The organism is Ruegeria sp. BHSB064, assembly GCF_059613205.1.
Map to the genome: position 1 here is coordinate 1 of NZ_JBXWSB010000119.1, position 13,140 is coordinate 13,140.

The 13,140-nt window shown below is 59.6% G+C and carries 11 protein-coding genes; 7 read left to right on the top strand and 4 right to left on the bottom strand.

Annotated elements, in window-relative coordinates; translation table 11 throughout:
* The 5 genes from ptsP to AC2FNU_RS20420 all read left to right on the top strand — a co-directional run.
* Positions 1-1,846, top strand: a 1,846-nt coding sequence (gene ptsP, locus AC2FNU_RS20400) for a phosphoenolpyruvate--protein phosphotransferase (protein WP_496791874.1), incomplete at its 5' end; no start/stop codon positions are given.
* A 149-nt stretch (positions 1,847-1,995) separates the two neighbouring features.
* A complete protein-coding gene (gene zwf, locus AC2FNU_RS20405; RefSeq protein ID WP_496791875.1) occupies positions 1,996-3,441 on the top strand; it encodes a glucose-6-phosphate dehydrogenase in 1,446 nt (481 codons plus the stop codon).
* 2 nt (positions 3,442-3,443) lie between these two features.
* Positions 3,444-5,249: a phosphogluconate dehydratase gene (gene edd / locus AC2FNU_RS20410; protein WP_496791876.1), complete on the top strand. Its 1,806-nt coding sequence runs from the start codon at positions 3,444-3,446 to the stop codon at positions 5,247-5,249.
* 3 nt (positions 5,250-5,252) lie between these two features.
* Positions 5,253-5,885 (top strand): bifunctional 4-hydroxy-2-oxoglutarate aldolase/2-dehydro-3-deoxy-phosphogluconate aldolase, encoded by a 633-nt coding sequence (locus AC2FNU_RS20415; protein ID WP_496791877.1) that lies wholly within the window; start codon positions 5,253-5,255, stop codon positions 5,883-5,885.
* A 51-nt stretch (positions 5,886-5,936) separates the two neighbouring features.
* The gene (locus AC2FNU_RS20420) at positions 5,937-7,127 is read left to right on the top strand and encodes a pyridoxal-phosphate-dependent aminotransferase family protein (RefSeq protein WP_496791878.1); all 1,191 of its coding nucleotides are present in this window, start codon (positions 5,937-5,939) and stop codon (positions 7,125-7,127) included.
* Between the two features lie 16 nt (positions 7,128-7,143).
* On the opposite strand, the gene AC2FNU_RS20425 is transcribed toward AC2FNU_RS20420, so the two are convergent.
* On the bottom strand, positions 7,144-8,259 hold the full coding sequence (locus AC2FNU_RS20425) for a pyridoxal phosphate-dependent aminotransferase (RefSeq protein ID WP_496791879.1): 1,116 nt from the start codon (positions 8,257-8,259) through the stop codon (positions 7,144-7,146).
* A gap of 86 nt (positions 8,260-8,345) precedes the next feature.
* Between AC2FNU_RS20425 and AC2FNU_RS20430 the strand changes: the two genes are divergently transcribed.
* Positions 8,346-9,416 carry an SMP-30/gluconolactonase/LRE family protein gene (locus tag AC2FNU_RS20430; protein WP_496791880.1) on the top strand — a complete coding sequence of 357 codons (1,071 nt, stop codon included), beginning with the start codon at positions 8,346-8,348 and terminating at the stop codon, positions 9,414-9,416.
* Positions 9,417-9,482: 66 nt separating this feature from the next.
* Positions 9,483-10,265, top strand: coding sequence for a crotonase/enoyl-CoA hydratase family protein (locus AC2FNU_RS20435; protein WP_496791881.1), 783 nt, complete (start codon positions 9,483-9,485; stop codon positions 10,263-10,265).
* On the opposite strand, the gene AC2FNU_RS20440 is transcribed toward AC2FNU_RS20435, so the two are convergent.
* From AC2FNU_RS20440 to AC2FNU_RS20450, 3 genes are all read right to left on the bottom strand, one after another.
* Positions 10,266-10,598: a DnaJ family domain-containing protein gene (locus tag AC2FNU_RS20440; RefSeq protein ID WP_496791882.1), complete on the bottom strand. Its 333-nt coding sequence runs from the start codon at positions 10,596-10,598 to the stop codon at positions 10,266-10,268.
* A gap of 39 nt (positions 10,599-10,637) precedes the next feature.
* Positions 10,638-11,801 (bottom strand): benzoate/H(+) symporter BenE family transporter, encoded by a 1,164-nt coding sequence (locus AC2FNU_RS20445; RefSeq protein WP_496791883.1) that lies wholly within the window; start codon positions 11,799-11,801, stop codon positions 10,638-10,640.
* 142 nt (positions 11,802-11,943) lie between these two features.
* Positions 11,944-13,140 (bottom strand): class I tRNA ligase family protein (locus AC2FNU_RS20450; protein ID WP_496791884.1); only part of this gene is annotated, 1,197 nt, incomplete at its 5' end.

Genomic DNA, 13,140 nt, shown 5'->3' on the forward strand with positions numbered 1-13,140 from the left:
TGTCCAGTCGCGTGAGGCGCGCGAGTTTTCTGCGGATGAGGTTTATGCGCTGGAAGTGGTCGCTATGGTTCTGGCCGAAATGGCCGAACTTGGCGCTTTTGTTGGTGAAGGTGCTGCGTTGTCGCCCTTGCACCAGCAATCTGTTCAGCTGACCGGCGGCCAAGCGCAGGAAGGGTCTGCCGAAGGCCATGTCTGGCTGCACGAACCCCGCGTGGTCGTTACCAACCCGATCGCCGAAGACCCGCACCGAGAGCGCGAGCGACTGGTCGAAGCGGTCGACGAACTGCGCGTCGGTGTCGACAAGATGCTGGAAATCTCGCAGGACGGCGACACGGAACAGCTTAAGGTGCTGGAAGCGTATCGGATGTTTGCCAATTCCAAAGGCTGGATGCGGCGGATGGAAGAGGACATTGCCCTTGGCCTCAGCGCTGAAGCCGCAGTTGAGAAGGAACAATCTCAGGCCCGCGCGCGGATGGGACAGGTCACAGACCCCTACCTGCGCGAGCGCCTTGCGGATCTGGATGATCTCAGCAACCGATTGCTTCGCATTCTGACCGGGCAGGGCAAAACCGACAGTGCCGATTTGCCACCTGATCCCATCCTGGTCGCGCGCAACATCGGCCCCGGAGATCTGCTGGAATACGGGCGGGCGCTGAAAGGGATCATACTCGAGGAGGGCTCTGTCGGCAGCCATGCGACTATCGTCGCGCGTGCATTGGCAATCCCGCTTGTGGTGCATGTGGGACGGATCACGACCGAAGCGTTGAACGGCGATCATGTACTGGTCGATGGCGATCAGGGCGTCGTGCATCTGCGCCCGGAAGATACCGTGGTCAGCGCATTTCGCGACAAAATCGCAATGCAGGCCAAGGCGCAGGAGCGCTATGCGTCGATCCGTGAAACGCCGTGTGTGACGCGGGACGGGTCGCGCATCAATCTGGTCATGAACGCGGGCCTGATGGCTGATTTGCCGTCGTTGGGGACCTCAGGTGCTGAAGGTGTGGGGCTATTCCGTACCGAACTGCAATTTCTGATCCGAAATCAAATGCCGAAGCGGTCAGAACTTGTCACCCAATATCAACGTGTTCTGGATGCGGCGGGGGACAAACGGGTTGTGTTCCGCACACTGGATATCGGGTCAGACAAGGTTTTGCCCTATATGAAACATGTGGCAGAACCGAACCCGGCGCTGGGTTGGCGCGCTATTCGGGTTGGTCTGGACAAACGCGGCGTCATGCGGATGCAGTTGCAAGCGCTTCTGAGGGCTGCCAATGGTCGGCCGCTGACGATCATGTTCCCATTTGTGGCCCAAGCCGACGAATTCCGAGAAGCCCGCTGGGAAGTGAACAAGACCATCGAACGCGAGAAGCGTTTGGGTCACGTCCTGCCTGAAATGCTTGAGGTCGGCGCGATGCTGGAAACTCCATCGCTGGCCTTTGCCCCACAAAAGTTCTTTGACGAGGTGGACTTTATCTCGATTGGCGGCAACGACCTCAAACAGTTTTTCTTTGCTGCTGACCGCGAAAACGAGCTGGTGCGTCGGCGCTATGACACACTGAACGTCAGTTTTCTTAGCTTGATGGAGCGGATCGTCGAACGCTGTGATATATCGGACACTCCACTTAGTTTCTGTGGCGAGGATGCGGGCCGCCCGGTCGAGGCGCTGTGTCTGGCGGCAATGGGGATACGGACGTTGTCGATGCGCCCGGCCTCGATCGGACCGGTCAAAAGCCTGCTGTTACGCTGCGATTTGACAGAAGTGCGTAAAATCATTGCTGATGCCCGCCATCGTGGCGAACAAAGTGTGCGACCGGCCGTGATGGAATGGCTGCGCAACCAAGGATAACGCGCAATTCGCTTCGAATTTCGGAAACTCTGCTTGATTTTTCTGTGGGGTCTTTCTAATACGCAGGCAATGTTAGCGATAACAGTCTTTGTATTGCGCGGGTTCGCGCCATGTTAGGTTGATATCGGCACACTCAGAAGGAGCCTGTGATGGTTTCACGCGTCATTCCGGTAGAACCATTTGATCTGGTGTTATTTGGGGCCACCGGTGATCTGGCACAGCGCAAGATCCTGCCGGGGCTGTGCCATCGTTTCGCGATTGGTCAAATGCCCGAAGGCGCGCGGATCATCGGCACGGCGCGATCGGAAATTGATAGCGATGGCTTCCGTGATCAGGTCCGCAAGTCGATGCAGAAATTTGCACCAGACTTTTCGTCCAAGACGCTGGACCGGTTCCTGGCACATGTCGAATATGTGCCCGTGGATGCTTTGGGTGAGGGCGGGTGGTCTGAACTTAAAAAACTGGTGCGCGATGATGTTGTACGGGCCTTTTATCTGTCTGTGGGTCCAAGCCTGTTCGCTGGGATCGCGCAACGTTTGCATGACACTGGCTTGGCGACACCCGACAGTCGCATCGTTGTTGAAAAGCCGTTTGGTCATGATCTGGCTTCGGCCAAGGCACTCAACGAAGGTTTGCGTGCTTGCTTCGAAGAGCATCAGATTTATCGGATCGATCATTATCTGGGCAAGGAAACCGTGCAGAACCTGATGGCGCTGCGCTTTGCGAACTCGCTTTTCGAGCCGCTTTGGAATTCGACCCATATCGACCACGTTCAGATCACCGTGGCCGAAACTGTGGGTGTTGAAGGGCGCGGGGCCTATTACGACCAATCCGGTGCAATGCGGGACATGATCCAGAACCATCTGGTGCAACTCCTGTGCCTGACCGCGATGGAGCCGCCTTCGAAATACGCACCTAATGCCGTGCGCGATGAAAAGGTCAAGGTGATCGAAGCGTTGGAGCCTGTTGAGCCAAAAGACATTGCACGCGGCCAATACCGGGCGGACAAGGGCGAGGGCGGCTATGTCGATCATGTCGGCAACCCTGCCAGCCGAACCGAAAGCTTCATTGCCCTCAAGGTTCATATTGGCAACTGGCGCTGGGCGGGTGTGCCGTTCTATCTGCGCACTGGCAAACGTTTGCGTGCGCGCGAATCCGAGATTGCGGTGTTCTTTCGCGACCCGCCGCACACGATTTTTCCCAATGTCGGTCCGCTGCATGGCAACGTGCTGGTGATCCGTCTGCAACCCGACGAAGGCATCACCCTGCGCACCACGATCAAAGATCCGGGGCCGGGCGGGTTCCGCCTGTCGGATGTGGCGCTGGATATGAGCTTTGCCGACGCGCTTGGGGCCGAAGCGCAAGCCCCGGACGCCTATGAACGGCTGATAATGGATGTCATTCGAGGCGATCAGACGCTGTTCATGCGCGGCGACGAAGCCGAGGCCGCCTGGGCCTGGGTCGATCCCATCATTCAGGGCTGGGAACAGCGCGGAGACCGCCCGTCCCGTTACGATCAGGGCAGTTCCGGCCCCGAAGAAGCACTGATGCTGATGCATCGCGATGGACGCCGCTGGCGTCAGATCGGAGGGTAATCATGGTACATTCAGTTATTGCCGACGTCACCAAACGGATCATAGACCGCAGCGCCGATCTGCGCGGTCCACATCTGGAACGCATGGAACAGGCCAAATCCAAAGGCCCGGCCCGTGCGCATCTGTCTTGCAGTGGTCAGGCCCACGCCTACGCGGGTGCCGGTGAAGACCAGCAGTCCATGGCCACCGGCACCGCAGGCAATCTGGGAATTGTCACCGCCTATAACGACATGCTGTCAGCGCATCAGCCGTTTGAGCGTTATCCCGAACTGATCCGTCAGGCGATCCGCGCCGCCGGGGGCACCGCGCAGGTCGCAGGTGGGGTTCCGGCGATGTGCGATGGCGTCACGCAAGGTGAGGCGGGGATGGAGCTGTCGCTGTTCTCGCGCGACGTGATCGCATTGGCGACCGGGGTTGCCCTTAGCCACAACACGTATGACGCCGCGGTGTTCCTTGGGGTTTGCGACAAGATCGTCCCCGGATTGATCATTGGCGCGCAGGCTTTTGGCCATCTGCCAGCCGTTTTCCTGCCCGCAGGTCCGATGACCAGCGGGTTGCCGAACGACGAAAAAGCCAAGGTCCGCCAACAATTCGCAGCTGGAGAAGTGGGCCGCGATGCGCTCATGAAGGCGGAAATGGCCGCTTATCATGGCCCCGGCACCTGCACCTTTTATGGCACCGCCAACACAAACCAGATGCTGATGGAGTTCATGGGCCTGCACCTGCCGGGCTCCAGCTTTGTCAATCCAAACACGCCCTTGCGTGATGCCCTGACCGAGGAAGGCGCGCGCCGCGCCCTGTCGCTCAGCGCGCTGGGCAACCATTACACACCGGTCTGCCAGATCCTTGACGAACGTGCCTTTGTGAACGGCATCGTGGGTCTGATGGCAACGGGTGGATCGACCAACCTGCTGATCCACCTGATCGCTATGGCGCGGGCAGGTGGTATCGTTCTGGATTGGGAAGATTTTTCCGACATCTCTGCCGTGGTGCCGCTGGTTGCGCGGGTTTATCCCAACGGTCTGGCGGATGTGAACCACTACCATGCCGCCGGAGGGCTTGGGTATACCATCGGCACGCTGCTTGAGAACGGTCTTTTGCACCCAGATACCCTGACCGTCGCAGGTCAGGGCCTGCACAATTACACCAAGGAACCCAAGCTGATGGACGGAGACCTTGTGTGGCAGGACGGCACAGACCACAGCCTGAACGAAAAGATTCTGCGCCCGGCCAATGATCCGTTCCAACCAACCGGCGGTCTGTCGCGCCTGACGGGCAACCTGGGCACAGGGGTCATGAAGGTCTCAGCGGTCGCGCCTGAGCATCAGGTGGTCGAAGCACCTGTACGTGTGTTCCATGATCAGGATGACGTCAAAGCCGCCTTCAAGGCCGGAGAGTTCACGGATGACGTCATCGTTGTCGTGCGTTTCCAAGGCCCCAAAGCGAACGGGATGCCAGAATTGCATTCGCTGACTCCTATTCTGTCGATCCTGCAAGGTCGTGGGCAAAAAGTGGCGCTTGTCACTGATGGCCGTATGTCCGGAGCGTCGGGCAAAGTTCCCGCAGCAATCCATGTCTGTCCCGAGGCGCTGGACGGTGGTGCCATAGCGCGTCTGCAGGATGGCGACATCCTGCGCGTTGATGCGGTGCAAGGCCAGTTGGAAATCCTGACCGAAGGCGTGCTGGACCGCCCAGTTGCCACCGCCGACCTGTCAGCCAATCAGCACGGTGTCGGGCGTGACCTCTTTGGTGCGTTCCGGCAAAATGTCGGATCAGCCGACACAGGCGCCAGCATATTCGGAGCATAAGAGATGACGAAATCCCAACGCACCCGCGAAATCTGCGCTCTTGCGCCTATTGTGCCTGTCCTGGTCGTCGACGACGCAGCACAGGCGCGTCCTTTGGCCGAAGCGCTGGTTGCTGGTGGCTTGCCCGCGCTTGAGGTCACACTGCGCACACCGGCTGCATTGGATGCAATCCGGGCCATGGCAGAGGTGCCTGGTGGCGTGGTTGGTGCGGGTACGCTCGTCACACCTGAAGACGTCCGTGCGGCCAAAGAAGCGGGTGCTCAGTTTGGTGTCTCACCGGGCGCAACTGACGCGCTGATCGCAGCGTGCGAGGCCGAGGGCCTGCCGCTTTTGCCGGGCGCCGCCACAGCAAGCGAAGCGATGGTGTTGTTGGAAAAAGGCTACGACATGCTGAAATTCTTCCCGGCGGAGGCTTCGGGCGGGGCACCGGCATTGAAAGCAATCGGCGCGCCTCTGCCGCAGATCAGCTTCTGCCCTACAGGTGGCGTGTCGCCTTCTAACGCTCTTGATTACCTGTCTTTGTCCAACGTGATCTGTGCTGGCGGCAGCTGGGTTGCGCCGAAGCATCTGGTCAATGCCGGGGATTGGGCGGGTATTGAAGCGCTGGCGAGCGAAGCCTCGAAGCTGATGGATTGACGCCGCCAAAACCCTTGTTAGGGTGGGCACCAATTCAGACAGGTTGACCTTATGACGAACCATATTTCGCTCGCGAAGGGACGCGAGTATTTGGCCATTCCCGGCCCGTCGGTTATGCCCGACGCCGTATTACAAGCCATGCACCGCCCGTCGCCAAATATTTATGACGGTGAACTGGTCGAGATGATGCCCGCGCTGATCACTGATCTAAAGCGCGTCGCACGGACACAACATGATGTGGCAATCTACATTGCCAACGGTCACGGTACCTGGGAAGCAGCACTTTCCAATGTGATCGCGCCGGGTGAAACGGTGCTTGCCCCGGCATCTGGTCGATTCACCCACGGATGGGCTGAGATGGCTGAAGGGGTGGGGGCGAAGGTTCAACTGCTCGACTTTGGAACCGCCTCAGCGTGGGACTTTGACCAAATCGGCGACGCGTTGCGCGCGGATAAAGACCATCAGATCAAAGCCGTGCTGGCGGTTCATGTGGACACGTCCAGCTCGATCCGCAACGACATCCCCACACTTCGCCGACTTCTGGAAGATCTCGGCCACCCGGCATTGGTGATGGCCGACTGCATTGCTTCGTTGGGTTGCGACCGGTTTGAGATGGATGACTGGGGTGTCGACGTAACGGTCAGCGCGTGCCAAAAGGGTCTGATGACCCCGGCAGGTCTGGGCTTTGTTTTCTTTAATGAAAATGCTCAGTCCAAGCGGGCCACAATGCCGCGCGTGTCGCAGTATTGGGATTGGCAGCCGCGCGCAAATCCAGACCTGTTCTACCAGTATTTCAATGGCACAGCGCCGACGCATCATCTTTTCGGTCTGCGCGCCGCGCTGGATCTGATCCATGCCGAGGGGATCGAAAACGTTTGGGCCCGGCATGAACATCTGGCCAAAGCGATCTGGGCCGCGTGCGAAACCTGGGCGCAAGGCGGGGCTATACATCTCAACGTCACCGACCGTGCCCACCGCAGCCGTGCAGTCACGTCGCTGCGCCTGAGTGATGGCCGGGGTACACCTTTGCGCGCCTTCACCGAAAACCAACTGGGTTTGACGCTTGGTATCGGTTTGGGGATGGAGGACTATGACGGCTGTTTCCGCCTCGGCCACATGGGGCATGTGAACGGGCAAATGATCATGGCGATGCTGGGTGGCATGGAAACAGCAATGGCCGCGCTGGATATTCCACGCGGCGCAGGAGCGCTTGAGGCCGCTGCATCAACGCTTGCGAGCTAAGCCCAGCGACTAAAGATCAGCCGGCGCGTTCCTGCGCCTCGGCAAGCGCTTTTGGCAAGGCTGCGGCAAACGCGTCCAGATCCGCGGCCTCTCCACAACTGACCCGTATGCACCTGTTCTGAGGTGCAGCAAACGGCATCCGCACAAAAATCCCCTGCGCAACCAAAGAGTCCAAAACCGCTTTCGCGAAGTCTCCATCCCGGCCGCAGTCAATCGCGACAAAGTTGGTCGCCGATGGCAGGGGCTCCAACCCGTTCTCGCGCGCGATTGCAGCGATACGACCTCGTGCATCGGTGATCCGGGCCTGAATGTGCGACAGCCAGGTTTGATCCTGCAGCGCAGCCAAGGCACCGGCTTGCGCGGCGCGGTTCATACCGAAATGGTTGCGCACCTTGTTGAAGGCTGCGATCAGATCCGGCGCACCCAAAGCATAGCCCACCCGTGCGCCTGCCAAGCCGTAAACTTTTGAAAAGGTTCGCATCCTGATCACTCGGGGGTCATCTATACTAACAGGCGCAGCAGTCCCATCGGGCGCGCATTCCACATAGGCCTCATCCAGAACCAAGAGGCAGTCTTCTGGCATGGCATCCAACGCGGTCACAATATCTGCGCCCGAGTGCCAACTGCCCATCGGATTGTCAGGGTTGGCCAGATAAACGAGTTTGGCGCCCACCTCGGCTGCTTTGGCAAACAGAGCACCCGGATCCTCGTGATCACCGGTATATGGAACCTTGTGCAGAATGCCACCGAACCCGGCCACGTGATAGTTGAAGGTCGGGTAGGCCCCGTCCGAGGTTACAACCGAGTCTCCGGGACCTATGATCAGGCGCACCAGATACCCCAAAAGCCCGTCAATCCCTTCGCCCACAACGGTATTCTCTAGCATCACACCATGATGATCTGCCAGTGCCTTGCGCAGGTCATGGTTTTCGGGATCGCCATACATCCAGATTTCAGATGCGGCCTGCGCCATGGCCTCGATAGCCTGTGGTGACGGGCCAAACACGCTTTCATTTGCCCCAAGACGTGCCGCGAACGGCGCACCCCGTTGCCGCTCTTGCGTTTCGGGGCCGACAAAGGGCACGGTGGCGGGCAGGGATTGGGCAAGCGGTGTGTATCGAGGTCCGGTCATTTGGGCAGATAACCTCAAGCCCGCTTATTGAGCAAGCTCACAACGCGTTTGATCGCGCTGGGTTGGGCTGTAACAAAGGATCGCAAATGCGCATTTTGATCGCCGTCATTCTTTTGGGTGTTGCTTATCTTTTGTTTTGGCCTGTACCTGTTGCACCCGTCGCCGTCGAATTTCCGGAAGACGCTGGATTTACAGGAGATTTCGCAGAAAACACGGCGCTGGACGCCGCACAGCTTGTACCTCTGCCCGGGGAAGAGGTTGGCCCCGAAGACATCGCCGTTATGCCCGATGGTACGGTGTATACGACAAGCCTGTCAGGCATCCTTTACCGAATTGATGGGGCCGAGCCTGTCGAGGTTGATCGCCTGGGTGGGCGACCTCTTGGCCTCAGGGCCGGGCCGGATGGCGCAGTTTACATTGCGGACAGTTTTCGCGGTGTGATGCGATGGACCGGGCCGAGTACGTTGGAAACTGTGGTTGCGGACGTCAACGGTGCGCCTGTGATCTACGCCAACCAACTGGACGTGGCGCAGGACGGCACGATCTATTTCTCAAACTCAACAGACCGCTTCGACCCGGAAACCATGGGGGGGACCAAACCCACCTCGGTCCTGACCATCTGGGAACAGTCCGACACAGGCTATGTCGCGCGTCGCGCGCCCGATGGAACGACCGAAAAGATAGCAGATGGGTTCGTCTATACCAATGGTGTCGCCCTTTCACCCGACGAGGTTTATTTGTTGATCGCAGAAACAGGCCGCGCACGGGTGCATAAGCTTTGGCTGACTGGCCCCAAGGCCGGACAACAAGAGATTCTGATGGATAACCTGCCCGGATATCCCGACAATATCGAGCCGCAGGGAGATGGCACTTATTGGTCGGCCTTCGCCAGCCCGCGCGTTCCGTCCGAAGCGCTGATGCCTTACCCGTTCTTGCGGAAGGTGATCTGGCGGCTGGGTCCGGCGGTGCGTCCGGCACCAATTAATCGAGGCATGGTGGTGCAATTCGATGGCCAGGGAACAATCCTGCGCACGGTACAGGATCCGCAAGGCCGCTTGGGCATCACAACCGGGGGCAAGATCGTGGGCGATCAGTTCTACGTCATGACCCTCGATTCCCCATGGTTCGGGCGGATGCTTATCAGCGATCTGCCCTGACGTCGCAGTGGTATTCGGCCGCCGGGCCGGGCATGTTTGCAACATTGGAGTTTTGAGAGGCCGCCTATGTCACGTGTATCCGTCACCTACCAAAATCATGTTGCCCATGTCACGCTTACACGGGGCGACAAGATGAACGCGCTGGATGACGCGATGATCAAGGCGCTGTTGTCGGCCGGGCAAGAGGTTGCGGCCTCGGATGCCCGCGCTGTGGTGTTATCGGGTGAGGGCAAGAGCTTCTGCGCAGGGCTGGACATGGCAAGCTTTGCGAAGATGGCCCATATGGACCCAACCGAATGGCTGATGACGCGCAGCCACGAAGACGCCAATGAGATGCAGGAACTGGCCCTTATCTGGCGCCGTGTCCCGGTGCCGGTGATCTGCGCCTTGCAAGGTGTGGCCTATGGGGGCGGCCTTCAAATCGCGCTGGGCGCAGACATTCGGATCGCGCATCCCGAGACCAAACTAGCCGTAATGGAAATGAAATGGGGGATCATTCCGGACATGGGTGGTATGGTTTTGTTGCCGCGCTTGGTCCGTTCGGATGTGCTTCGGCTGCTGACCTACACCGCGCGCCCCATTGGTGCGCAACAAGCGGCGGATTGGGGTCTGGTCACGCAGCTTTCCGACGATCCACTGACGGATGCTCTGGCCTTGGCCGAGAATATCGCCGGTCAAAGCCCTTCGGCCATCCGCGCTGCCAAGCGCCTGATCGACGTCGCCGAGTCGCAGCGGCGCACTGACGTTCTGATGGCGGAATCCGCCGAGCAGGTGGAACTGATCGGCAAGCCCGACCAGATGGAGGTTGTGATGGCGCAGATGCAGGGCCGCAAGCCCGAGTTCAAGTAATCAGCGCATAAAGGCCCGGCGTGCGTCGCGGGCCATGTTGTAGCGCATTTCCAAATCGGCAATATGGGCCATCGCGGCTTTACGCTTTGCCGGGTCGGTCAGGTTGGCATAGGTCTGCCGCGCTGTGTCGAGCCGCTTCTTGATCTCGAACTCTTCCGGTAAAACACCGGCTTGCGCCATGATCCGGTGACCTGCGGCCATGGCTGGATCCGCCATCGCTTCTGATGACCTGTCAGGCAGTGGTTGGCCTTCACCCTCCAACCCCTGCAATTGGCCCTTGGCCTGAGCCTTTTTGATCTGGCGTTCGACCAGTTTTGCCAATGCTCCAAACATGGGCTTAGTTTAAGCGATCTGTGGTGGCGGACAAACCATCTATCTGACGCGTTGCGAGATCAGATAGGCGACCCCACCCGCCAGCAGACCCCAAACGGCCGCGCCCAGGCCAAATGCAGTGATGCCCGAAGCAGTGATTGCAAGGGTCAGAATGGCCGCTTCGCGTTCTGCCGGAACGTCCAGCGCAGCGAAAGTGGCGTTGGCCATCACGCCGATCAACGCAACACCGGTCAGTGTTCCCATCAAAAGCGGGTCGGCATGAGCGGCAAAACCGGTGATCGCCACAGCGAAGATGCCAAACAGGCAATAAAACATGCCTGCCATGACCGCGGACCAATAGCGTAAGGTGCGATCCGGGTGGCTGTCTTCGTTGGAACACATGGCGGCTGTGATGGCAGCAAGACAGGTGGCGGGAGCCCCGAATGGGGCGGACAACAGGCTGGCCCCGCCAACCGGTGAGAACAGTTTGCCCGGCGCAGGCGTGTATCCAAAACTGCGCATGACCGCGATGCCTGGAATATTCTGGGTGGCCATTGTCACAACGAACAACGGCAAGCCGATGCCAATGGCTGAAGACAGCGAGAATGTAGGCATTGTCCAGACCGGAGCAGCCAAATAACTCTCGGGTCGTACAGATGCCCCGTCGGCGCTGAACACGACGACCAATGCGGCTGCCACAACGGCCGCGGGCACGGCGAATAGCTTGTTGAACCGCCCGGCAATGAACCATGTCAGGATGACAGGCAGGGCTTGCCAGGGCAGTTCGACAGCGGCCTTGAAGGGGACGATACACAGCGGCAGCAGAACGCCCGCCAGCATCGCTTGGGCCAGCGTCGTCGGGATTGCGGCAGCCAGACGCCCGAGCGGTTTCCAGAGCCCGGCCAAGACCGTCAACGCGCCGGCGCAGAGGAACGCTCCAATTGCGCCCGAAAAGCCTTCTGCCGGGGTGGCGGAGACGGCCAGTAGCGCCGCGCCGGGGGTGGACCAGGCAACGCTAATCGGCTGTTTGTATCTTAAGCTGAGAAAGATCGCGGCCAGCCCCATGGCGATGGCGGCGCTCATCAAGCCCGAGGCGGCCTCGGCCTTGGATGCGCCCATGGCGCTCAACCCTTGCAGGACGATAGGAAACGAGCTGAAAAACCCGACGACGGCCACGACCAGTCCGGTCGAGACGGTTTGTATCGGGGGGAAGGGCTGCGCCATCGGGGCCTCGGGCGTTGTTTCGCTTGATTGCTAACAACTGGCGCGTGGGACGAACAAGGGGAAAGCTTTGAGGGTAAAGAAAAACCCCTGCGTCGGTTTGGGCGCAGGGGTTGGAACTTGAGTATTTTTGAAAAGATGAAGATCAGGCAATCTCGGCGAGGCGGGCGAGCGCTTCGTTCAGTTTCGCCTCTTCTTCTTCGCGGGCGGCGAGGTTGGCTTTGGCTTCCTCCACCACCTCTTCCGGGGCTGAGGCCACGAATTTGGGGTTGTTCAGGCGCCCGCGCAGGCCGCCCAGTTCCTTGGTCAGCTTGCTTTTGGCTTTTTCGAGCCGTTCCTTTTCTGCGCCGATGTCGATGATATCCGCCAGCGGCAGGCCGAAGGACGCGCCGGGAGCGGCGATGGAGATGGTGCCTTTGGGCAGTTCCTCTGCCTTGGTCAGGCTGTCGATCCGCGCCAGACGTTTGATCAGCGCCTCGTTGCGGTCCCATGCGGCCTGTCCGTGAGCGTCGATCTCTGTCACCAGCATCGGCACGTAGAGGCCAGCCGGAACCCGCATCTGCGCACGGGCCGAGCGGGTATTTTCGATGACCGAGATCACCCAGTTCATCTCACGGTCTGCTTCGGCATCGACCAGTTCGGTGCCATAGGTGGGCCAATCGGCGTGAACGACCATCTTGGCGCGGTTGCCGGTCAGGCCCCACAGTTCCTCGGTGATGAAGGGCATGATCGGGTGCAGCAGGACCATGCATTGATCCAGAACCCAGCGCATGGTGGCGCGGGTTTCGGCCTGCGCCTCGGCGTCGTCGCCTTGCAGCAGGGGTTTGGAGAGTTCTACGTACCAGTCGCAGACCTTGCCCCAGACAAAGGCATAGAGCCCGTTGGCTGCGTCATTGAAGCGATAGCTTTCCAATGCCGCGTCCACCTCTTCCCGCACGCGGGCGGTTTCGCCGATGATCCATCGGTTCACGGCGGCTTTGGGTTTCAGGTCGGCCACATCCAGTTGCGGGACGGTGTCGGTGAAGACCTCGTTCATCTCGGCAAACCGGACGGCGTTCCACAGCTTGGTGCCGAAGTTGCGATAGCCCGTGATCCGCTCGCGCGACAGTTTAAGCACGCCGCCAATCGCTGCCATCGAGGCATTGGTGAACCGCAGCGCGTCGGCGCCGAATTCGTCCACGATTTCCAGCGGGTCGATGACGTTGCCAGTGGTTTTGGACATCTTCTTGCCCTTCTCGTCGCGGACGAGCTGGTGCAAGTAGACGGTGTGGAACGGGATCTGATCGACCACGGCCAGTTGCATCATCATCATCCGGGCGACCCAGAAGAAAAGGATGTCGAA

Bases quoted from the DNA above. Each gene is read 5' to 3' on its own strand.
- zwf (WP_496791875.1), top strand. From the start codon at position 1,996: ATGGTTTCACGCGTCATTCCGGTAGAACCATTTGATCTGGTGTTATTT.
- edd (WP_496791876.1), top strand. From the start codon at position 3,444: ATGGTACATTCAGTTATTGCCGACGTCACCAAACGGATCATAGACCGC.
- AC2FNU_RS20415 (WP_496791877.1), top strand. From the start codon at position 5,253: ATGACGAAATCCCAACGCACCCGCGAAATCTGCGCTCTTGCGCCTATT.
- AC2FNU_RS20420 (WP_496791878.1), top strand. From the start codon at position 5,937: ATGACGAACCATATTTCGCTCGCGAAGGGACGCGAGTATTTGGCCATT.
- AC2FNU_RS20425 (WP_496791879.1), bottom strand. From the start codon at position 8,259: ATGACCGGACCTCGATACACACCGCTTGCCCAATCCCTGCCCGCCACC.
- AC2FNU_RS20430 (WP_496791880.1), top strand. From the start codon at position 8,346: ATGCGCATTTTGATCGCCGTCATTCTTTTGGGTGTTGCTTATCTTTTG.
- AC2FNU_RS20435 (WP_496791881.1), top strand. From the start codon at position 9,483: ATGTCACGTGTATCCGTCACCTACCAAAATCATGTTGCCCATGTCACG.
- AC2FNU_RS20440 (WP_496791882.1), bottom strand. From the start codon at position 10,598: ATGTTTGGAGCATTGGCAAAACTGGTCGAACGCCAGATCAAAAAGGCT.
- AC2FNU_RS20445 (WP_496791883.1), bottom strand. From the start codon at position 11,801: ATGGCGCAGCCCTTCCCCCCGATACAAACCGTCTCGACCGGACTGGTC.